Annotated in this window: 14 protein-coding genes and 1 tRNA gene; 9 read left to right on the forward strand and 6 right to left on the reverse strand. The window is 52.7% G+C overall.

Annotated elements, in window-relative coordinates; translation table 11 throughout:
* Positions 1-841: 841 nt before the first annotated feature.
* Positions 842-932 (reverse strand) — tRNA-Ser (locus VGM48_RS16475).
* A 320-nt stretch (positions 933-1252) separates the two neighbouring features.
* Complete coding sequence (gene dnaA, locus VGM48_RS16480) at positions 1253-2686, reverse strand: chromosomal replication initiator protein DnaA (RefSeq protein ID WP_331581074.1); 1434 nt, start codon at positions 2684-2686, stop codon at positions 1253-1255.
* A 638-nt stretch (positions 2687-3324) separates the two neighbouring features.
* Here dnaA and VGM48_RS16485 point away from each other — a divergent pair.
* From VGM48_RS16485 to VGM48_RS16495, 3 genes are all read left to right on the forward strand, one after another.
* Positions 3325-4872 (forward strand): NAD(P)/FAD-dependent oxidoreductase, encoded by a 1548-nt coding sequence (locus VGM48_RS16485; RefSeq protein WP_331581076.1) that lies wholly within the window; start codon positions 3325-3327, stop codon positions 4870-4872.
* Positions 4873-4976: 104 nt separating this feature from the next.
* Positions 4977-5924, forward strand: coding sequence for an ABC transporter ATP-binding protein (locus VGM48_RS16490; protein WP_331581078.1), 948 nt, complete (start codon positions 4977-4979; stop codon positions 5922-5924).
* Positions 5921-7255 (forward strand): ABC transporter permease, encoded by a 1335-nt coding sequence (locus VGM48_RS16495; protein WP_331581080.1) that lies wholly within the window; start codon positions 5921-5923, stop codon positions 7253-7255. The genes VGM48_RS16490 and VGM48_RS16495 overlap by 4 nt, the downstream gene beginning before the upstream one ends.
* Before the next feature lie 328 nt (positions 7256-7583).
* Here VGM48_RS16495 and VGM48_RS16500 read toward each other — a convergent pair whose 3' ends face one another.
* A complete protein-coding gene (locus tag VGM48_RS16500; RefSeq protein ID WP_331581082.1) occupies positions 7584-7991 on the reverse strand; it encodes a carboxypeptidase-like regulatory domain-containing protein in 408 nt (135 codons plus the stop codon).
* A 140-nt stretch (positions 7992-8131) separates the two neighbouring features.
* The gene (locus VGM48_RS16505) at positions 8132-9130 is read right to left on the reverse strand and encodes a sugar phosphate nucleotidyltransferase (protein ID WP_331581084.1); all 999 of its coding nucleotides are present in this window, start codon (positions 9128-9130) and stop codon (positions 8132-8134) included.
* Positions 9131-9216: 86 nt separating this feature from the next.
* Between VGM48_RS16505 and glyA the strand changes: the two genes are divergently transcribed.
* The 6 genes from glyA to VGM48_RS16535 all read left to right on the forward strand — a co-directional run bounded on the left by glyA (position 9217) and on the right by VGM48_RS16535 (position 17899).
* Positions 9217-10494: a serine hydroxymethyltransferase gene (glyA, locus tag VGM48_RS16510; RefSeq protein ID WP_331581085.1), complete on the forward strand. Its 1278-nt coding sequence runs from the start codon at positions 9217-9219 to the stop codon at positions 10492-10494.
* A 3-nt stretch (positions 10495-10497) separates the two neighbouring features.
* Positions 10498-10959: a DUF4293 domain-containing protein gene (locus VGM48_RS16515; protein ID WP_331581087.1), complete on the forward strand. Its 462-nt coding sequence runs from the start codon at positions 10498-10500 to the stop codon at positions 10957-10959.
* A 245-nt stretch (positions 10960-11204) separates the two neighbouring features.
* Positions 11205-11834 (forward strand): TetR/AcrR family transcriptional regulator, encoded by a 630-nt coding sequence (locus VGM48_RS16520; RefSeq protein ID WP_331581089.1) that lies wholly within the window; start codon positions 11205-11207, stop codon positions 11832-11834.
* A gap of 236 nt (positions 11835-12070) precedes the next feature.
* The gene (locus VGM48_RS16525; RefSeq protein ID WP_331581091.1) at positions 12071-13225 is read left to right on the forward strand and encodes an efflux RND transporter periplasmic adaptor subunit; all 1155 of its coding nucleotides are present in this window, start codon (positions 12071-12073) and stop codon (positions 13223-13225) included.
* A 68-nt stretch (positions 13226-13293) separates the two neighbouring features.
* On the forward strand, positions 13294-16467 hold the full coding sequence (locus tag VGM48_RS16530; RefSeq protein WP_331581093.1) for an efflux RND transporter permease subunit: 3174 nt from the start codon (positions 13294-13296) through the stop codon (positions 16465-16467).
* A gap of 19 nt (positions 16468-16486) precedes the next feature.
* Positions 16487-17899: an efflux transporter outer membrane subunit gene (locus tag VGM48_RS16535; RefSeq protein WP_331581095.1), complete on the forward strand. Its 1413-nt coding sequence runs from the start codon at positions 16487-16489 to the stop codon at positions 17897-17899.
* Positions 17900-17962: 63 nt separating this feature from the next.
* Here VGM48_RS16535 and VGM48_RS16540 read toward each other — a convergent pair whose 3' ends face one another.
* Together VGM48_RS16540 and uvrA are read right to left on the reverse strand one after the other, a co-directional pair.
* Positions 17963-19351 carry a hypothetical protein gene (locus tag VGM48_RS16540; RefSeq protein WP_331581097.1) on the reverse strand — a complete coding sequence of 463 codons (1389 nt, stop codon included), beginning with the start codon at positions 19349-19351 and terminating at the stop codon, positions 17963-17965.
* A 34-nt stretch (positions 19352-19385) separates the two neighbouring features.
* Complete coding sequence (uvrA, locus tag VGM48_RS16545; RefSeq protein WP_414711254.1) at positions 19386-22238, reverse strand: excinuclease ABC subunit UvrA; 2853 nt, start codon at positions 22236-22238, stop codon at positions 19386-19388.
* Between the last annotated feature and the right edge of the window lie 159 nt (positions 22239-22397).

Genomic DNA, 22397 nt, shown 5'->3' on the forward strand with positions numbered 1-22397 from the left:
CCTTATTACCTGCTTCAGGGCTTTTTGTACATTCCGATAATCGAGTATTTCTTCCAGCATACTACTAAAAAAAAAGGTTTACACCGGGCGTTGTCCTTATTGGTCGCATAACTCCGCTCAACTCCTCCCGCATGGCTTCCGCTTCCGGCGTCCGCTCAATCCGGAAGTTCTCTTACGTGGTTCCGTTGTTTCCGCTTCGCTACAGACTGCTTAATTACTTCGCCATGCTAACATTCGGCCCTTCGGTTTGTCTGTGAGGCTTCCGTCTTTACCCTTTGCTTCGGGAGACGGCTCGTTCCCTTCCTACTACGGCTTCGGCTGACTTCTGCCTTGAACGAGGATTCGTTCGCAGACCTCCCAGGGTAAGTGTATCCGCTTTCCGTTCATGTAGCCTCTGCATTTACGTAATTGCTTTCTGTACAGTATCGGACTTCTGTTTCTTATGCAACATTATCCATGCAATCCCGCCTTATATGCAGTTTCTGTTCGTAGGCTCGAACGTTTGCCGCCTGCTTCCTTCAGATTCGTGGTCCCCCACGACACCCTTGCTCTTGGCTAAAGCTCCCTACTGTAAAGCGCTTTCGGGACTTGCACCCTATAGCTGATACACATGCCTGGCGCACATAAAAAATGCCCCGGCAAAGCCGGGGCCATTGAATCGCTTGCGGAGAGGGAGGGATTGGCTTCGCCGATCCCTTTGTGGGGGGCTTAAGACTAATTCAATGCCCGTTCGCTTCGCTCACTTTCATTGTCATTTTTTGCGCTTTTGTTCGAGCCAAGCTCGACAACGCTCCAAAAATGACAATGCCCCGCCTTAGGGCGGGGCATTGAATTAGTCTTGCGGAGAGGGAGGGATTCGAACCCTCGATACAAGTTTAAGCTCGTATAACGGTTTAGCAAACCGGCCCTTTCGGCCACTCAGGCACCTCTCCATCATCCCTTTCACCATAAATAGTCCAAAAATCGAAAGGGGAGGCAAAAATAAAGATTAATTGCGGTTTTGCCCAAAATGCCCTCCGGTTTTTTTGTTGAGCCTTGACAGACAGCGAATGGCGGCGGATCGACCGACCCTGGCAACACGACAACCAAACCGGCTTGAAGTTCAGGCCAGGCGCCGCCGCGCGAACCAGTCGCGCCCCACTGCGCAGCCGCCTAAGCCCACCAGGCGCCGCCTGCCCCCAGCCATCCCCCAACAAAAAAACCCATCCCGCTAGGGGATGGGCATGTATCCTTGGGTCTATAAGCAAAATTTTTACATCGCGGCAAGCTGAACCTTCTGTTGTAATTCCATCACATTCTCCCGAAAGAGACTGTCCGTATCCATAAGATCCTTCACCGTCTGGCAGGAATGGATGACGGTAGTATGATCCCTGCCGCCAAAATGCTCGCCGATCGTCTTGAGAGAATTCTTCGTAAAAGCCTTGGCCAGGTACATAGTGATCTGCCTCGCCTGAACGATCTCTCGTTTGCGGGTTTTCTGCAGTAATTTATCATAGGAGACATCGAAATATTCACATACCATCCGCTGTATTGTTTCGATGGTAATCTCCTTGCTGCTAGTTTTCACGAAATTACGGAGCACCTTTTTTGCCAATTCCAGGTCGATTTCCCTCTTATTGAGCGAAGATTGTGCCAAAAGTGAGATCAATGCCCCCTCCAACTCGCGGACATTCGTGTTGATATTATAAGCAAGATACTTGACCACTTCCTTTGGCATCTCAAGCCCGTCATTCTTCATCTTCCGCTCCAGGATGTCGATCCGGACATCATAGTCGGGGATCTGAAGATCGGCACTGAGCCCCCAGCGAAAACGACTGAGCAGCCTTTCCTGCAGTCCGTCGAGATCCTTGGGCGGCTTATCGGAAGAAAGGATAAGCTGCTTCCCCGACTGATGAAGATGGTTGAAGATCGCAAAGAAAGCATCCTGGGATTTCTCGGCCCGGCTGAAGAATTGAACGTCGTCGATGATCAAAACATCCACCAGCTGATAGAAATGAATAAAGTCGTTGATGGCATTGTTGCGGCTGTGATCCACAAACTGGTTGATGAACTTCTCTGAGCTCACGTATAAAACCACCTTGTTTTGATGAAGCCGCTTTACCTCGTTGCCGATCGCCTGAGCCAGATGGGTCTTCCCCAGCCCAACCCCACCATAAATAACCAGGGGATTGAAGGAATTGGCGCCCGGCTTTTCCGCAACCGTCTTACCCGCCCGGCGTGCAACACGGTTGCAATCGCCCTCGACGAAAGAATCAAAGGTGTACACCGGGTTCAGCTGAGCATCGATCTGCATCTTCTTCAGCCCTGGGATCACAAAGGGATTCTTGACGGGATTGTTTATGATAAGCGGAAAATCCATTTCGTTGTTGGAAAAGGTTTTGTACCCATGAGCCGGAACGTCCATTGTCAAAGGCTTGTTCTGATGATTCCCGCTATCCACCATGATCCTGTACTCCAGCATCGCATCCTTTCCCAAGATCCGTCTCAGGGTCTTTGCTAATAAATTTACATAGTGCTCTTCGAGGTATTCGTAAAAGAACTGGCTGGGGACCTGTATCACCAGGACGTTGTTCTTTAATTCAACAGGCTTAATCGGCTCGAACCACGTTTTATAATGCTGCCACTCCACTATATCCTTGATTATCTCCAAGCAACTGTTCCAAACTTTGTCAAACGATTTTGCCATTATTCAGTAACCAATTTTTATGCCGATTTATGAATTGTAATTTCTAAACTGTTCTAAGGAACCGGATTCTAAAAAGTTGCGCAGGGCGGCGAATATCAAAACTTTTACTGAAATAAAAAATTTTTTATTCACTTGTTTTTTTTGCTTTGGATACAGTTTTGATAGTCGAAAAATTCAAGTCATTTTTTTTCTACAAAACTCATGTCCAGCTTGACTAAAACAATAACTGTGCAAAAGAATCTGACACCCCGTCGAGGCCTTTTTTATTCTTTTCGAAAACCGTTTCTTTTGGACTTATTCACATCGATGCGAGTTGGAGACGATTGCAAAGCAACCACCTCCGCGGGGCATAGAACGACAGTAGTAGTGGATCCAGGCGTAATGCGGCAGTTGACCCTGCCGGGATGTTTTAAACCTACTTTGTATGAAGAAGGAAGACGTGAGCTTCGATGTAAACGAACCTTTCTTCATATATGTAGAGTTTGTTGTGAGGTGATTGAAGATACAAATAATTTGATTGCATATTCCAATCCGGGATTTTTTTTTTCAAAGAATAGACCCCACATTTTTCGTATTAAAACGATTAGGATTATATCTCAAACAGGCAGAACTATTTATCTTATTTTTGAACCTGCAACATGCAGCAAACACTCCAACTCAAGTTACTGCCGGCGGAAGCGGCCGACGATACCACTCTCCGGGAATACATTGCCCGGGCTACCGCAAGACGGGGGGAAGAGATCAACGGTTATCAATTGATAAAGCGATCGATAGACGCCAGGGGCCGTCAGCCTCACATTCTCCTAACGGTGAAGGTATTTATCAATGAGCCTTTTCGGGAAGAAAGCTTTGAACCGATTGCTTTCCCCGATGTGTCAAAAGCCCATCGGCAGGTAGTGATTATCGGCGCCGGTCCGGCAGGTCTTTTCGCCGCATTGCGACTCATCGGGAATGGCATCCGGCCTATTCTCCTGGAGAGAGGAAAAGATGTTCGCGCCCGACGCCGTGATCTCGCCGCATTGAACAAAGATGGGGTCATCAACCCGGAAAGTAATTATTGTTTTGGCGAAGGCGGAGCCGGAACGTACAGCGATGGCAAATTGTACACCCGAAGCAACAAACGCGGGGATATCCGCAGAATCCTGCAACTGCTGGTCCAGTTTGGCGCAGACGCTTCGATAATGGTCGACGCGCATCCGCATATCGGCACCAACAAACTTCCACAGATTATTCAGGCGATGCGTCAACAGATCGTGGAATGCGGCGGCATTTTTCTTTTTGGGAAAAAAGTTGTAGATATTCTTCTACAGGATCAACGCATCCACCAGGTGCGAACGGCAGACGGCGACAGCTTCGATGGCGATGCCGTTATCCTGGCCACCGGCCACTCCGCAAGAGACATCTTCCACCTGCTGCATCAAAAACATATTCTCATAGAGGCCAAATCCTTTGCGCTTGGCGTACGCATCGAACATCCCCAGCAGTTGATCGACAATATCCAATACCGGACACCTTCACCTTTCCTTCCACCCGCCGCCTATAGCCTCGTGGAACAAGTCGACCACAAAGGCGTTTTCTCCTTTTGCATGTGTCCCGGCGGTATTATTGCACCGGCGGCAACCGCGGAGGGAGAAGTGGTGGTCAACGGCTGGTCGCCTTCCCGCCGCAACAATCCCTATGCTAACTCAGGCATCGTCGTAAGCGTCGGAGAGATGGACCTGGCGCCCTTCCACCGGTTCGGCCCACTGGCCGGTCTCGCCTTTCAACAAAGCGTGGAACAAAAAGCATACACGGCCGGTGGCGGCAAATTCGCGGCGCCCGCACAACGAATGGCCGATTTTGTTGCGCGCCGGGTCTCGGCCGATCTCCCCTCCTGCTCCTATCTGCCGGGACTCCATTCCGTGCCGTTGGAAAAAGTGCTGCCACCGACTATCTTTGAAGACCTTCGGGGCGGCTTCAAGGCGTTTGGGGATAAGATGAGAGGTTATTTCACCAATGAAGCCGTTATCGTAGCCACAGAGTCGCGAACCTCATCCCCGGTCCGTATCCCCCGCAATCCGGAAACCCTTTGTCATCCGCAAATCGAAAATTTCTTCCCTTGCGGCGAAGGAGCAGGTTATGCCGGCGGGATCGTCAGCGCCGCCATGGACGGGGAAAGAGTCGCCGATCGGGTGGCCGGCCTGTAACGGTCGCCAAAATGTAAAGGTCGTCAGCCCGTAAGAGTCGCCGGCCTGTAACAATCAAAGGTCATTTGCGACAAACCTCTCAAATAAGTAATAAATCTTCTATTATGAATATCCTGGAAGTAAACGACCTGCAAAAGACATTCGCGACGCAAACCGCCGTGGACAAGGTCAGTTTCCAGCTTGGCAAAGGCTCCATCTTCGGCCTGCTGGGACCGAACGGCGCCGGCAAGACGACGCTCATCCGGATGATCACCGGGATCTTCTATCCCGATTCCGGAAACATCCAGTTCGAAGGCCGGCCTTTCGATCCTATGAGCGATGTCCTGCGCATCGGCTATATGCCCGAAGAACGGGGACTCTATAAGAAGATGAAGATCGGCGAACAAGCCGTCTACCTCGCTCAACTAAAAGGTCTCAGCCGGAGCGATGCGCTCCAAAAGGCAAAGCAATGGTTTATCAAATTCGAGATGCAAAGCTGGTGGAACAAAAAGGTGGAAGATCTCAGCAAGGGCATGGGCCAAAAACTGCAATTCGTTACCACAGTGATGCATGATCCGCGACTGATCATCCTCGATGAACCCTTCAGCGGCCTCGACCCCGTCAACTCCAATCTTATAAAGGACGAGATCTACAATCTCGCGCGCAATGGCGCGACCATCATCTTCAGCACCCACCGCATGGAACAGGTGGAAGAGATCTGTGACCACATCATCCTGATGAATAAAGGAAAGAAAATTCTCGACGGCACCGTACACGGCGTGAAACAACAGTTCAAGGAAAACCTTTTCCGCATCGGCCTGGAACGGCTCGTCGCCGCCGATGCAAACGCCGCCACCGCGTCACCCGCCTTCTCCGTCGTAGGCCAGATGGACGGTCAGCTCGTGGTAAAGATCGCCGATGGCCACCGGCCCAATGACGTACTAAGCTATTTTATCCAAAAAGGCGAAAGCATCACCTCCTTTATGGAGATCCTGCCTTCCCTGAGTGATATCTTTATCCGGCTGGTCGAGGGCACCCCACTGGCCAGACAGTTTCAAAACATCAACTTATGAGTAAGATCTGGCTGATCACACGGCGGGAATACCTGACCCGCGTTCGTAACAGAACGTTCCTGCTTTCCACCTTTCTCTTTCCACTGGTGATCATTCTGTTCATCGCCGGGTCGGTGGCGATCTCCATGCAAACCCATTCCCGTAACCGGATCGCCGTGATAGATGCCAACGGGTATTTTAAGGACTATCTCAAAAGCGATAGCGCGCTCAGCTTCGATTTCTCTCCGGGGATCGACACGCTCAACTACGGCCAGAAGGGCTTTTCCGCCGTGCTGATCATCCCCCTCCTGCACGAAGGTCAAAAGACGGATTGCAGGTTGAAGTATAAGAAACAATTGGGACTGGCGGGCATGGATGACCTGGACCATCGGATCAGCAATGCCATCACCGACCGGCTTATTTTCGAAAAGACCGCCGTCAGCCGGGCCAAACTGGATAGCATCCGCAAAAATTCCGACCTGGCTAACATCAAATCCTATGAAGACAACGGCAAGCTGTCAAAAGCCTCCAACCAGGGACTTTCCTTCGGCATCGGTTATGTCAGCGGGATACTTATCTATATCCTCACCTTTGTATATGGAGCGATGGTGATGCGGGGTGTCATGGAAGAAAAAACCAACCGCATCGCGGAAGTGGTCATCAGCTCGGTAAAGCCCTTCCAACTGATGATGGGCAAGATCACCGGCATCGGAGCGGTAGGCCTGACCCAATTCCTGCTATGGGTCGTGCTGCTCGGCGGGTTAGCCCTCGTCGCACAGGGATTCATCCCCCATGATACAATGAAAGAAGTGCAACAGCTGCAACAAGCCGGGGCGATGACCAATGGCGCTTCCGTCGCCAGGGCGGGGGATGCCGCACAGAAGATCGCCCAATTCCAGAACACCCTCGACACCGCCAACTGGGCCTTCATCCTTTTTTGCTTTCTCTTTTACTTCATAGGCGGCTATCTCTTCTACTCCGCACTTTTCGCAGCCGTCGGCAGCGCCGTCAACGAAGACCCGCAGGAAGCCCAATCGCTGATGATGCCGATCACGCTTCCCGTCATCTTCTCCTTTTTCATTATGACTGCCGCCATCCAGGATCCTACCGGACCACTGGCCGTTTGGGCCAGCATCATCCCCTTCAGCAGTCCGATCGTTATGATGGCGCGGATCCCCTTTGGCGTCCCATCCACGGTCGAGTATTGGCAGCTGGGGCTTTCGATGCTGTTCCTCGTTCTCGGGTTCCTGGGAACCACCTGGCTGGCCGGTAAGATCTATCGAACGGGCATCCTCATGTACGGGAAAAAACCCACCTGGAAGACGATGTGGAAATGGGCATTCCGTAAGTAGGCAGACCACCTCTCCCCGGGGAGACGGACACGTTTTGCCCAAAGTTTGCCCAAAGGATGAATGGTAAAAAAAGACTGGGGTTCGGTGCAACATTCCGGCCCCTGCTGCGTACTTTTATACGAAAGGTGTCGTAAAGCGCCGGGCCCGGTAAAACCCGCCCGGATAGAAGGATGCGGAGCATCAACAATTGCTGGAAACCTATCGGTTTTCCGGCCCCAAAATTTCGGCAGGCATTATTATCAGATAGATTTTAAGCCTCATGTGTAGTAGAAAAACGGGACTGTTCTCAGTCCCGTTTCTTTATTCGTTCATATATGTCCGATGATCCTTAGCTGGCTTCAAGCATTCGAAGAATGGGGAATTCGCTTTTGCCCGACTCATATTGCATCTCCGCTGGAGTGAATTCGATGTTGACCGTTATCGGCGGGGCCTTTTCCTTTATCGAAATATTCGGTTTCCGGCAAGGCTGATAGCCCTTCTTATTAAACTCAACAGTAACCTGGGAGGCAGGAAGTTCCGGAAACCGGAAATAGCCATCCGCATCCGTGAGGACCGCTTTGAGATTATTCGTACCGGGGACAAAGGCGGAGACAGTAACGCCGGACAACGGCTTCTTGGTAATGGCATCCGTCACATAGCCATTCAGCACACCCTCCAATTTACCTGAATTGGCCTTCGCCATCAGCGACAGCGGAGCCAGCAGGAGGAGGAACAATAATTTTCGAGGGGTGCCCATATGTCAGTTTTGCGCAAGACCAATTTAGCTCAATTTTTGCAGTTGAGCAAATTCGCTTTCCGCGGTAAATGGGGATTTTTCCGGCCGGTCGCAACTCCCGATCTGTGGCCCGCTAAGTCTCCCGGGGATCCAATGTCCCCTCAGGACTCCCCCAGATCGATCTCGGTATTGTCCCCGATATTCAGACTGCGGGATTCGCCCTTTACCTCCGTATCACTGCCGATGAGGGAATGGGTCAGCACGATATCATACAGGTCGGCAAAAGAGCCGATGATAGAGTCTTTTAGGATGGAATAGTTCACCCGGGTCTTTTCCCCGATAGCCACATTGGGCCCCACGATGGAATTCCGGATATCGCAGCCCGGAGCGATGCTTACCGGCTGAATGATAATGGTATTCTCGAACTGGTGCTCCGGGGCGATCGTCCCCCCGAATTTCTTGAGCAGCTTGGCATTGGATTCCAGCAAGGTCTCCTTCTTGCCGCAGTCGAACCAGTTTTGCACTTTGAACGCCCGGAATTTGACGTTGTTCCGGATCATGCATTCGATCGCGTCGGTAAGATTGTATTCGCCATAACTCGTGACCTGATTGGCGATATTGGTTTCCAGACAATTGAAAAGCACTTCCGTCTCTTTTATCCGGTAAATGCCGACCAGGGCCATATTCGATTTGGGGATCTGCGGTTTCTCCACCACCCGGTCGATGCTGCCGTCGTCCTCCAGCTCGGCAACCCCGAAATTACGCGGGTCATCCACCCGCTTCACTCCCAGCAGGGAATGCGGCTGGCTCAGCACGTCTTTCACATCGTATTCGCAGATCGTGTCACCCAGCACGATAAATATCTCATCACCGCCGACGATGCCCCGGGTGAGCAAGACGGCATGCCCGATACCGTGACGTTCGTTCTGATAAACGAAATGCGCCGTCAGGTGGGGATACTTTTGCTTTACAAAATCCTGGATCTTTTCGCCGAGATATCCAATGATGAAGATGAATTCGGTGATTCCGGCTTCCATCAACTGGTCGACAATAATGGAGAGGATAGTCTTGCCAGCTAAAGGGATCAATGCCTTAGGTTGCGTATACGTATGCGGACGTAATTTAGTTCCAGCGCCTGCTACGGGAATGATCGCTTTCATGTCGTATGAGTGCCCGGACTGTGCTACTGTGTCCGGTTGCGCGTGTAAAATAGTGAAAATTATTCTTTTTGACTTATTTTTGCGCCATGCAAAACGATACCTTGGTCTTTGATCTCATCCGGAAAGAATTGGAACGTCAGCGTCATGGAATAGAATTGATCGCCTCCGAGAACTTCACTTCCCAGGCGGTGATGCAGGCCATGGGTACCGTACTCACCAATAAATATGCAGAAGGCTATCCCGGCCGCAGATATTATGGTGGCTGTGAGATCGTAGACCAGATAGAGCAGTTGGCGATCGATCGGCTGAAACAGATCTTCTCCTGTGAATATGCCAATGTTCAACCGCATAGCGGCGCCCAGGCAAATGCCGCACTGATGCTGGCCATCCTCCAACCCGGCGATACCATCCTGGGGCTCGATCTCAGCATGGGCGGACATCTGACACACGGCTCGCCCGTAAACTTCTCCGGCAAACTGTATCGCCCCGTCTTTTATGGGGTTCGCAAATCGGACGAAAAGGTCGACTATGAAATGATGGAGTCCGTGGCCAAAAAAGAAAAGCCAAAGTTGATCATCTGCGGCGCCAGCGCTTATAGCCGTGAGTGGGATTACGCCCGGATCAGAGCTATCGCCGACAGCATCGGCGCCTTTGTGATGTGCGATATGGCGCACCCCGCCGGGCTCATCGCAAAAGGACTGCTCAACAGCCCCTTCGACCATTGCCATTTCGTAACGTCGACTACCCATAAGACCCTCCGCGGCCCCCGCGGCGGTATCATCTTGATGAAAAAGGATTTCGAAAATCCATTTGGACTGAAGGATGTAAAAGGCAATATCCGCCCGATGAGCAATCTCATCGACATGGCCGTGTTCCCCGGTACCCAGGGTGGCCCCCTCGAGCATGTCATCGCAGCCAAAGCCATCGCCTTCGGTGAGATCCTGTCGGATGATTTCACCGTCTATGCCAAACAGATTATCGCCAATGCCCAGTCGATGGCCGGCGCCTTCCTCGCAAAAGGCTATCATATCGTCTCCGGCGGCACGGATAACCACCTGCTGCTGATCGACCTCAGGAACAAGAATATCAGCGGCAAGAAGGCGGAGATCGCGCTTGGTAAAGCGGAGATCACCGTCAATAAGAATATGGTCCCCTACGATGACAAGAGCGCCTTTATCACTTCGGGTATCCGGGTCGGTGTGCCGGCCATCACTACCCGCGGGATGAAAGAAACACATATGGCGACCGTGGTGGAGATGATCGACAAGGCAATTATCAACGCGGAAAAAGAAGAGGTGCTCACTTCGATGCGTGGGGACGTGAATGCGTTCATGAAACAATTCCCATTATACCCGGAACTTTAACCTATGCTGCAACGAAAACAAACGCTTTGGATGCTGCTGGCGCTTATCTGCGCCGCGCTGACTTTTAAATTCGCCTTCTACTTCGGAAATATGAAAGTAGGCCTCAACGGGATAGCCCCGCTGGAGGTGAAAGCCCTGCCGACCTTTGGCGCCGGTTCGGTCAGTGCCGGCTCGGGCAGCGTTCTGATCCTGATCGTCACGGTGATCCTCATAATTGGGACCCTTATCAATATCTTCAACTTCAAGGTGAGAAAGAAACAACTCTGGATCACCATCGGCCTTCTCTTCCTGTCCCTGCTCAATATCCTCCTCTACTGGTGGAAAAGCGGCGTTCCCCCGTTCGAATCCGGCAGCTATAGCCTCGGCGCGCTCCTGTCCCTGGCAATCCCGGTTTTGCTGTTCATGGCCGCCCGCGGGATCCGCAAAGACGAAAAGCTCGTTAAAAGCACCGACCGGCTACGGTGAGTTCGCCGTCAGCGCTCAACATCATCGGTCAGGTCACTCCAGGTCTGTTAATTATTGATTTTCAATATATTAAGTCGGAAATTCCGAGCTCCGTCAAGAGCTTGCATGCCACCTAACCCGCCCCCGAAGGGGTACGCGGACGCCATAAAACCATCCGGTCTCCCAAAAAAATATTTGGAAGGAATCAAAAAATCGTACTAATTTTACAGTGTTAAATAATTTACGCCAGTAAAACCCATCGGGAGGTGGGGACCCGAAAGGCGGGAATAAACCACATGGGGAGTAAGGAGAGAATTCATCGGTTAAAAGAGCAAACCCGGGTAAACATCCTGGATGCTGCACACGACATCGTAAAAGATGAAGGATGGCAGGCGCTAAGTATGCGCAAGATCGCGGACAAAATAGAATATACCGCCCCGATCATCTACGAATACTACGCCAATAAAGAAGCCATCCTGCTCGAACTGACAAAGAAAGGATTTATGCTGCTGTCCTGCAGAATGAACGAGGCTAAGAACAAACACGAAAAACTGGAAGATCAACTCGAAGCCATGTGGCTGGCGTACTGGAATTTTGCCTTCGCAGAAAAGGAATATTACCAGCTGATGTTCGGAGTGGAAATGAACTGTTGTATTATGGACGAACTACTCCCGCCGGGATCAACCCCCTATGATATCGCCGCCGGCCCCATCGCCGAACTGATGGGCATCGGCGATATCGAAGACGATCGGGTCTGTACCAAATATTATACGTACTGGTCGATCATCCACGGTCTGGTCTCTATCAATATCGTCCGCCAGGGCACCTCTGATGAAATAAACCGGCAGATCTTAAAAGATGCCATCACCGGCATCACCCGTAGCCTGAAGAACTAGCCCCTCTAAGGTAGCCGCTGAAACCGGCGCACAACTTGCCAGGCGCCGTGCCGAAACATTTTTACCCGCGATTGTCCCAAAAACGACGGTTCAACTGTCTTGTTGAAAGAAGCCCGTTCGTCATTGCTGTAGGAAACCAAAAATTTTTTTCTTTTTTATTTAACAGTGGTAGATATTATGAACAAAAGTCTTTTCCTAGCGTTTGATTTAACACCATTAAACAATTTAATAAGGTTATGAGAAAGTATCTAGTGTTTTCCGCAATTTTAATAGCCGCTGCCATATATATCAGCGGTTGTAACCAGGCCCAGGGTACACAGGCCACCCCCCCGCCACAGACATTACCAGTGCTCCCGATCAATACAGCTCCGGCCACCACCTACCTCACCTACTCGGCCACGGTAGAAGGCAAGACAAACGTTGAGATCCGCCCCCAGGTAAGCGGTTACCTCGAGAAGATCTATGTAGAAGAAGGTGCCCATGTCTCGGCAGGCCAGCCATTATTCAAGATCAACGACCGGCCCTACGACGCACAGGTTCACAACAGCCAGGCCAACATAGAAGCCGCAAAGGCCAATTTGGAAAAAGCAGCCATCGAAGTTCATCGCCTGCAGCCACTGGTAGACAACAAGGTTATCTCCGACGTTCAGCTGAAAGCCGCGCAAGCCGCTTATGATGCCGCAAAAGCACAGGTAAGCCAGGCCGAAGCCGAGAACAACAACGCCGGGATCAACCTGGGCTATACCTTACTGAAAGCTCCCGTAAGCGGGTACATCGGCCGCATTCCCTTCAAAACCGGCGCCCTCGTCGGTAAAGGCGAAGCCCAACCGCTGACCGTGCTCTCCGAAGTGAAAGAAGTATATGCTTATTTCTCGATGAGCGAAAGCGATTTCCTCCGATTTACCAATCTGTCGGCCGGAAAGACGGTCAACGATAAGATCAAAGGACTGCCGCCGGTAGAATTGGAACTGGCCGACAAGAGCATCTATGCGGCAAAAGGCCGGGTCGAACTCGTAGAAGGACAATTCGACAAGACCATGGGGACCATCAGCTTCAGAGCCATCTTCCCCAACGCCGAAGGATTGCTCCGCAGCGGCAGCACGGGTAAAGTGCGTATCCCGCAGGACAACCCGAACCTGATCCCCGTGCCCCAGACCGCCACCTTCGACCTGCAGGACAAAGTGTTCGTGTTTGCCGTAGGCGATAGCAACAAGGTAGTCAGCAGACCCCTGCATATCGTCGGAAAAACAACCAACTATTATCTGGTAGACCAGGGCATTCACACCGGTGACAAGATCGTGTTCGCCGGGATGGATCGCATCCAGGACGGCGTCGTCATCACCCCCCAGCTATTGTCGGCCGACAGTGTGCTCAAGGTAATGCCGCTTTAACGACAGCGTAACGGAATTGCCGCCCATAGGCCCATAGCCAGGATTAGAACTATAGAAATTCAAAATTTATGCTTAAGAAATTCATCGAGAGACCGGTGTTATCAACGGTCGTGTCCATCATATTGCTTTTACTGGGCGTATTATCCGTCTTCACGCTGCCCATCACTCTCTTCCCGGATATCGCGCCGCCATCGGTCCTGGTGCAGGCAAACTATCCCGGCGCCAACGCGGAGGTCGTCGCCCGCAGCGTGGCAACCCCGCTGGAGGAATCCATCAACGGGGTGGAGAACATGACCTATATGACCTCCAACTCCAGCAATGACGGGAGTATGTCCCTGACCGTTTATTTCAAACAGGGCACCAACCCGGACATAGCAGCGGTAAACGTCCAGAACCGCGTGGCCAAGGCTACAAGCCAGATCCCGCAGGAGGTCATCCAGGCAGGTATCTCCACGCAAAAACAGCAGAACAGTATCATCATGTTCATCGGGCTCTACTCCACGGATAGCGCCTATGACGAGACCTTTCTGCAAAACTATATCAAGATCAACCTGATCCCGAAACTTCAGCGTATCCCGGGTGTCGGTGACGCCCAGCCGTTCGGTACAAAGGATTATTCCATGCGGATCTGGCTCAAACCCGACCGGCTGGTAGCCTACAACCTTTCTCCGATGGAAGTGACCGCCGCGATCAAGGATCAAAGTCTGGAAGCGGCCCCGGGCCGTCTCGGCCAGAGCAGCAAGGAAGTGTTCGAATACGTGCTGAAGTACAAGGGCAAGCTGAACAAGAACGAAGACTACGAGAACATCATCATCAAGGCCAACAACGACGGAAGCGTCATCCGCCTGAAGGATGTGGCAAGGGTCGAGTTCGGCAGCTATACCTATTCCTCCAACAGCAAGCTGAATGGCCATCCTACCTCCGGGGTAGCCGTGTTCCAGGTAGCCGGTTCGAATGCCAACAGCATCCTGACGGAGGCCAAGAAGCTCGTGGACAGGTTCGATTCACAGTTGCCAAAGGGCCTGAAGACGACGATCATGTACAACTCCAAGGATTTCCTGGATGCCTCTATCGATCAGGTGATCCACACCCTCATCGAGGCATTTATCCTGGTGTTCATCGTCGTATTCCTCTTCCTCCAGGACTTCCGGTCGACCCTCATCCCGGCCATCGCCGTCCCCGTGGCCATCGTGGGTACCTTCTTCTTCCTGCAGCTGTTCGGGTTTACCATCAACCTGCTGACGCTGTTCGCCCTCGTGCTGGCCATCGGTATCGTGGTGGATGACGCCATCGTAGTGGTCGAAGCCGTGCACGCAAAGATGGAGAGCACCGGGATGGACGCAAGGCCCGCTACGGTGTCGGCTATGAGCGAGATCTCCGGCGCCATCGTCTCGATCACGCTGGTAATGGCCGCGGTGTTTATCCCCGTAGGGTTTATGCAGGGTCCGGCAGGTGTGTTCTACCGGCAGTTCGCCTTTACCCTCGCCATCGCGATCCTCATCTCCGCGGTCAACGCCCTGACACTGAGTCCGGCCCTGTCCGCGCTCTTTCTGAAGAACCCCCATAAAGAAGGTCATAAAAAAAGACTCGGTTCCCGTTTCTTCGCCGCCTTTAACGCAGGCTTCAAGGCGATGACCGATAAATATATCAATAGCCTCAAGTTCCTGTTCAAACGCCGGTGGATCGCAATCGCCGCACTGGTGATCCTGGCCGCTACCTCCTATGTAATGATGCAGAGTACGCCCAGCGGATTTATCCCTACGGAAGACCAGGGCTTCCTGCTCTACGCCGTGAATACCCCTCCCGGCAGCTCGCTGGATAAGACGCACAAGGCAATGGAAGAGATCGACAGCATCATCAAGAACGATCCCATCACCGACCGGCGGTACAATGTGGAAGGGCTGAACTTCATCTCCAACGCAAATGCCTCGCCCTATGGCGCCGGTTTCGTGCGGATGAAGCCGGAAGATCAGCGCGGACCTATAAAAGACATGGCCTCCATCACGGCGTCCATGACCGCCAAGATCGCCGCACAGGTAAAAGACGCCCACGCGTTCTTCTTCACCTTCCCCACGATCCAGGGTTTTGGTAACGTAGCCGGATTCGAGTTCATGCTGCAGGACCAGAACAACGGTTCGCTGGACAAGCTGGGCGGCACCGCCTGGCAGTTCATCGGCGCACTGATGCAAAGAAAGGAGATCGCCTATGCCTTCACCACCTTTGCCTCCGGTAATCCGCAATACCAGATGGTCGTCGATGACAACAAGGCCAAACAGCTGAACGTGTCTATCGCCGATCTCATGCAAACGATGCAGATCTATTACGGTAGCGCCTTTGTCAGCGATTTCAACCGCTTTGGGAAATATTACCGCGTAATGGCACAGGCCGATATCCCCTATCGTACGGACGAAGCTTCGCTAAACGGCATCTATGTAAAAAGCACCACGGGCCAGCTGGTTCCGGTAAACCAGCTGATCACGCTGAAACGAACCTACGGACCCGAAACGGTGACCCGGAACAACCTGTACAATGCCGTTACCATCAACGGCGTGCCCAAACCCGGCTACAGTACCGGTGACGCCATCAAGGCGATCGAGGAAACCGCCGCCAAGGCCCTGCCAAAAGGCTACGCGGTGGAGTATACCGGAATAACGCGGGAAGAAAAGGCCGCGGGCTCACAGATAATCTTCATCTTTATCCTGAGCCTCGTATTCGTATACTTCCTGCTCTCGGCCCAATATGAAAGTTATATCCTGCCCTTCGCCATAGTGTTATCGATCCCTGTCGGGGTCTTCGGAGTGTTCAGTTTCCTGAAGCTGTTCAACGTGGATAATAATATCTATGTCCAGGTGAGTCTGATCATGCTGATCGGCCTGTTGGCAAAAAACGCGATCCTGATCGTGGAATATGCGGTACAACGGCGCAGAGCGGGCATGGACCTGGTCGCCGCCGCCCTCGAAGCATCGAGACTCCGCCTCCGGCCGATCCTGATGACCTCCTTTGCCTTTATCGTGGGGCTGCTGCCCCTGATGCGGGCCCATGGGGCTTCGGCTCTCGGTAACCGGTCGATCGGTACGGGTGCCATCGGCGGGATGCTCACCGGGGTGATCCTCGGGGTATTCGTAGTGCCGGTATTGTTCATCATCTTCCAGTTCCTGCAGGAGAAATGGGTCGGCAAAAGAACGATCGATATTCAGCATGAGGCTGCAGCCAATGCCGCCCCCAACGCACTGCCTGCTTAATAATAAATAGAGAAATTTTATGACACAATTGATGATAAAAACAGCCGCCTTTGTCCTGCTCGCAGGACTGGGAGCCTGTAAAGTTTCGAAAGACATAGCAACCCCGGCGGCAGAGGTGCCGGGGCAATTCAGAACCGCAACGACGACGGATACCACCAGCATCGCCAACCTGCCCTGGAAGAGCTTTTTCGCCGACCCGGCCCTGCAACAGCTGATCGATAGCGCCATCGTCCGCAATTACGACATGCAGGTGGCCCTGAAGAATATCCAGTCCGCACAGCTGGTGCTGGGACAAAGCAAGCTGGGTTACTGGCCGGACGTTAATTTCAATGCAACCTACGGTCTCAACCGGGCTTCGGATAACAGCCTTAATGGCCAATTCTTCCCCCAGTTCCTGGGACATCCCTACCAGGAAGACTACAACGCCAACATCGGGCTTAGCTGGGAGTTACCCATCTGGGGAAAGATCAAGAGCCGGCAGTCGCTCGCATTGGCACAATACCTGCAAACGACGGAAGCCAGAAAGGCGCTGCAGACCAATCTCGTCGAAGGCGTCGCCAACGGCTACTATAATCTGCTGATGCTGGATGCGCAGCTGAACATTGCAAAGGCTAACCTGGCGTTAAACGATTCTACCCTCAGGATCATCCGGCTTCAGTATAACTCCGGGGACGTCACGGCGCTGGGTGTTCAACAGGCCGAAGCCCAGGAACAAACGGCAGCAGAACTGATCCCTCAGATGGAGCAAAGCATCCTGATCCAGGAGAATGCGCTTAGCATCCTCACAGGAACCCTTCCCGGCTCCATCGCCCGGAATAAGACCCTCGACGAGGTACCGGTGAGGGATAGCCTCTCCGCAGGAGTGCCAGCCCAGCTGGTCGGCCGCAGACCCGACGTCCGAAGCTCCGAACTGGCGCTGACCGCAGCCAATGCCAATGTCGGCATCACCAAGGCAAATCTTTACCCTTCGCTGACCATCACCGCCCAGGGCGGTCTCAACAGCTTCAGAGCCAGCGATTGGTTCAATATCCCGGGTTCGCTGTTCGGGATCGTCGCCGGCGGATTGACGCAGCCGGTCTTCCAGCGCAAACAATTAAAGACCCAGTATGAATTAGCCCGGGTCGACCGCGAAAAGACCGTGATCCAGTTTCGTCAGTCGGTGCTGGTAGCCGTTGGCGAAGTATCCGATGCACTGGCTAAGATCAACAAGCTGAAAGAACAGCAGGTCGTAGCCGCGCGAAGGGTAACAACGCTCCGCAGCGCGATCACCAACGCCAACAGCCTTTTCCGCAACGGAATGGCCAACTACCTCGAGGTGATCACCGCACAGAGCAACGTATTACAAAGTGAATTGGAATTGGCATCGATAAAGAAAGGACAATTGAGCGCAGAAGTGGAATTATACCGATCGCTGGGCGGTGGATGGAATTAAACGCGGATGGGCTCCGGCCCATTCAACAGACTGGCAGTTATTAAAAGAATGGAATTGTGTTTATCAGGGGGTTGGGCTAACGCCGGCCCCCTGTCTTTTTGCCCCAGCTTTTTTCGGCGACCGCACTCCAAAGATGCCCGGGATCGCGAGGAAGACGACAAACACGCTCCAATAGCTATACCGGAAATCGCGGTCGTGCTGATAGATCAGCAACTGGCTGAGAATAAAGAAGACGCCGGATAATTGGACGCAGGCATGAACCAGCCATGCCTTGTCACCGGGTTCCTTCCGGCATTTATAAAAGAAAAAGGCAAAGCCCGCGAGGTTGAAGAGCAGCCAGAGCCAGGGATCGAAAAGGATGGTGGGATAGAACCAGAGATACATATTGCTGATCCGTTCCTTCAATTTGGTAGGCTCCATCTTGACAGGCAGGGGGCCGTTCGGCTGGATCCAGAAAGCGGAGACGTTCCAGTATTCCATCGGCCCAAGACGCTTGCGGAGGTGGAGGTAATAGATAAAGCCGGTAAAGCGGTTTTGAAAATAGTCCCACGGATGATGGCGGATCGCCGACAGCCAGCTCCTGGTCACGCTGCTGTTGATAGAGTCGGTGGGATAGGGAAAGATGCGTTTCCCGTCCTCCGGCCAGTAGATCTCATCGAGATCGGCCGGAGTGTATCTTCTATATAAGGTATCCAGGTTAAAACCCGGGAAGTTGCGGATAGCCTCAGGAAAGTAATTCTCGCCGCTCATCTTTGAAATACCGGTAAGATCCAACAGCTTCAGCTTGTATTCGGGATAGGTATGCGCCGCCTTTTGAACCCGGTAGGTCATGAACTGGCTGCCCAGGAACAGGACGATACAGCCACCAAGGGTGATCAGCGCCTGTTTCCAGATGGCAAGACGGCTGCCGCCAAGAAAGAGGACACAGACATAGGCCAGCGGCAGGATGGCGATGAGCGTGTTGATCCGCACCCAAAGGCCATAGGCGAAGAAAAGCAATCCCAGGATCGTCAGCGTCCGCCGGCGGGTTTCACTGTTGGCCGCATATAAGAGAAAAAGCGCTGCTAGCCCCCAGGCCAGCACCATCAGCGAATCGCGCATCACATACTGCGGAATAAAACAGAAGAAAAGCGCCAGGCCCATCGTGAGCCAATAGATCGGGTTTTTCAGCCTCACCGTCCAAAGCAAAGCCGTGAAAAAGGTCCAGTACAACACCATCTGCGCGACAAAAAGGCTCATAAAACTGCCGGTCAGCAGCCAGAGCCGGCGCCAGGTGATGACCATGCCGGTCCCATACCAGTCATCATAACGCCCGCCCGTAACCTCATTAAACTGGTTCCATGAATCGATGCTATAGGCGCCGGGAAGAAAGATGGACAGTGTCCAAATAAATAAAATTCCTGATATGATCAGCCGGGCGTATTGGGTATTGGCATTGGCGTTGTTGGACAAAGGAGAAATTTTCCGGCAAGCTAAGAAAAAATGGTCAGCTTAGAAATCGGCCCGTATAGCTTTCCTTGACTTTCTTCAACCCTGCCGGGACTCCGGCGTATACCAGGTTGCCCCCGCCATCGCCCGCTTCGGGCCCCAGATCGATGACCCAGTCGGCCGATCGGATGACATCGGTGTTATGCTCGATGACCAGGATGGAATGCCCCTGTTCGATCAGCGCATTGAAGGAGGCCAGCAGCTTACGGATATCATGAAAATGCAAACCCGTGGTCGGTTCGTCGAAGATAAACAGGATATGCCCCTGCGCGCGGCCCTTGCCCAGAAAGGAAGCCAGCTTTACGCGCTGTGCCTCGCCGCCGGACAGCGTATCCGAGGACTGCCCCAGCTTGACATAACCGAGCCCCACATCACTGAGAGGCTTTATCTTTTGGTGGATATCCTTTTCATCCCTGAAGAATTCCAGGGCTTCGTCGACACTCATTTCCAGTACATCATAGATACTCTTTTCCCGGTAACGGACCTCGAGGACCTCGTCCTTGAACCGTTTGCCATGACAGACCTCACAGGTGAGATGCACGTCCGCCAGGAATTGCATCTCGACGATCTGTTCCCCTTCGCCTTTGCAGGTGTCGCAACGGCCGCCGTCAACATTAAAGGAAAAATGCTTCGGCTGGAAGCCCCGCATCTTGCTCAACGGCTGCCGCGAGTAAAGATCGCGGATCTCGTCATAGGCCTTTATATAGGTTACAGGATTGCTCCGGGATGATTTGCCGATCGGGTTCTGATCGACCATCTCCACCTGGGAAACGAGATCGATATCGCCCTTGATGGACTTATGCAATCCGACTTTTTCCCCCGGCTCCCCTTTTATCTTCTGGAGGGCGGGATAGAGTATCTGTTTTACCAGCGTGGTCTTGCCGCTGCCGCTGACGCCGCTGACTACCGTGAGAACCCCCAACGGGAACTCGACGGTCAGATCCTGCAGGTTATTCTGCCGGGCGCCTTCAAGGATCAGCGACCGGTTCCATTTGCGAACGGTGGCCGGCGGGGTGATGGCCAGCTCCCCCTTCAGGTATTTGCCGGTAAGACTGTCCTCATCCTTGATCAGGGCGGCATAGTCGCCGGCAGCCACCACCTCCCCACCCAGATGGGAAGCCAGCGGCCCCATGTCGATGATATAGTCGGCCTCCCGCATCATCATCTCGTCGTGTTCGACAACGACGACGGTATTACCCAGATCACGCAGCTCCTTTAATACCCGGATCAGCTTTTCGGTATCGCGGGAATGAAGCCCGATGGACGGCTCGTCGAGGATGTAAAGGGAATTGGTCAGGTTGCTGCCCAGGCTGCGCGTCAGCTGGATCCGCTGGCTCTCCCCGCCGCTGAGTGAGTTGGCCAGCCGGGCCATGGTCAGGTAATTCAGACCCACATCCATCAGCGTCCTTAACCGGTGATGGATCTCGATGAGGATACGTTTGGCAATCTGCTGTTCATGCACGCTTAGCTGCAACTGGTCGAACCACTCCACCAGGTATTTGACGGGCATCTCGCAGAGTTCGCCGATATGTTTATCGCCGACCTTGATATAAAGCGCTTCCTTCCGCAGCCGGTAGCCCTTACAATCGGGACACTCCGTCCGGCCGCGATACCGGGAGAGAAGAACACGGTACTGCACCTTATATAGATTGCGCTCCACCTCGGCGAAGAAGTCGTTGATCCCCTGTACATGCTCGTTGCCTTCCCAGAGCGCCTTATATTGCTGCTTGTTGAGATCGATAACCGGCTTATGAATCGGGAAATCGAACTTTTTTGCTCCTTTTATAAACTGGTCCTTCCACGACACCAGCTTCTCTCCTTTCCAGGGCGCCACCGCACCTTCATAGATACTCAACCGTTTATCGGGGATGACCAGATCGGCATCGATGCCCAGTACCTGGCTAAAACCCTCGCAGGTGGGACAGGCCCCAAACGGATTATTAAAGGAGAACAAATTCGGAACGGGTTCCTCGAAGTTGATCCCATCCAGTTCGAACCGGTTGGAAAAGTTCAGGGTCGCGGTTCCATTGACCTCGAGCTGCATCTCCCCCTCCCCTTCATAAAAGGCGGTGCCGACCGAGTCCGCCATCCGGTGGAGATCGTCTTCATCGAAGTCCTTGACCACCAGCCGGTCGACAAGAATGCGCGTAGCCGCCGGCAGTTTCGCCTTTAAGGCCTTGTCACTCAATTCGAGCAGATCCTCGATACGCAGGGTTTCCCCCAACCCGCCGGCGGCGGGTACATATAGCCGGGCGAAGCCCTTTTGAAGGAGGATATTCAACTCTTCCTTTTGCTCCCGGTTCTTGTGCTGACGAAAAGGCGTGAGCAGCAGGACCCTGTCGTTATGACCAAGGGCGGAAATGGCGCTTACCACGTCGGAGACATCGTCCTTCTTCACGATCCGTCCCGAAATGGGAGAATAGGTCTTGCCGGCGCGGGCGAACAACAAGCGGAGATAGTCATAGATCTCCGTCATACTCCCTACCGTGGAACGCGGCGTGCGGGTGACGACCTTCTGTTCGATGGCGATGGCCGGACACAGTCCTTTAATATAGTCCACATCCGGTTTATCCATCCGGGCCATGAACTGCCGGGCATAAGCGCTAAGACTCTCGGCATAACGGCGCTGGCCCTCAGCAAATAAAGTATCGATGGTGAGCGATGATTTCCCGGAACCGGAAACGCCCGTCACGACGACCAGCTTGTTCCGGGGAATGGAAACGTCTATATTCTTTAGATTATGAACCCTTGCTCCTTTTATAAAGATGGCGTCTGCGGGAGAGACGGCCGCTGTGGAAGGGATCAACTTTTCTTTTTTTGATTGTTTTACTTTACCCGATGTACTACCCATATAGGGATGCAATTTACCAAAAAAATTAGGAAGAGAGAGCAGGTAACTGTTTTATAAAAAGCAGATGCGAACGAAGACAAAATAGGTACTTACTTTACTGGTTCTTTGGGGATTGATAGCAATAAAAAACAAAAAAATTCCCAAAATGTTGTTTATTCC

The sequence above is a fragment of the Puia sp. genome (assembly GCF_036500295.1).
Taxonomy (GTDB): domain Bacteria; phylum Bacteroidota; class Bacteroidia; order Chitinophagales; family Chitinophagaceae; genus Puia.

What these genes read in the sequence shown, in the direction of transcription:
- uvrA (WP_414711254.1), bottom strand. Translation starts at nt 22,238, where the DNA reads ATGGGTAGTACATCGGGTAAAGTAAAACAATCAAAAAAAGAAAAGTTG.
- VGM48_RS16495 (WP_331581080.1), top strand. Translation starts at nt 5,921, where the DNA reads ATGAGTAAGATCTGGCTGATCACACGGCGGGAATACCTGACCCGCGTT.
- VGM48_RS16515 (WP_331581087.1), top strand. Translation starts at nt 10,498, where the DNA reads ATGCTGCAACGAAAACAAACGCTTTGGATGCTGCTGGCGCTTATCTGC.
- VGM48_RS16505 (WP_331581084.1), bottom strand. Translation starts at nt 9,130, where the DNA reads ATGAAAGCGATCATTCCCGTAGCAGGCGCTGGAACTAAATTACGTCCG.
- VGM48_RS16525 (WP_331581091.1), top strand. Translation starts at nt 12,071, where the DNA reads ATGAGAAAGTATCTAGTGTTTTCCGCAATTTTAATAGCCGCTGCCATA.
- VGM48_RS16490 (WP_331581078.1), top strand. Translation starts at nt 4,977, where the DNA reads ATGAATATCCTGGAAGTAAACGACCTGCAAAAGACATTCGCGACGCAA.
- glyA (WP_331581085.1), top strand. Translation starts at nt 9,217, where the DNA reads ATGCAAAACGATACCTTGGTCTTTGATCTCATCCGGAAAGAATTGGAA.
- dnaA (WP_331581074.1), bottom strand. Translation starts at nt 2,686, where the DNA reads ATGGCAAAATCGTTTGACAAAGTTTGGAACAGTTGCTTGGAGATAATC.
- VGM48_RS16485 (WP_331581076.1), top strand. Translation starts at nt 3,325, where the DNA reads ATGCAGCAAACACTCCAACTCAAGTTACTGCCGGCGGAAGCGGCCGAC.
- VGM48_RS16535 (WP_331581095.1), top strand. Translation starts at nt 16,487, where the DNA reads ATGACACAATTGATGATAAAAACAGCCGCCTTTGTCCTGCTCGCAGGA.
- VGM48_RS16500 (WP_331581082.1), bottom strand. Translation starts at nt 7,991, where the DNA reads ATGGGCACCCCTCGAAAATTATTGTTCCTCCTCCTGCTGGCTCCGCTG.
- VGM48_RS16530 (WP_331581093.1), top strand. Translation starts at nt 13,294, where the DNA reads ATGCTTAAGAAATTCATCGAGAGACCGGTGTTATCAACGGTCGTGTCC.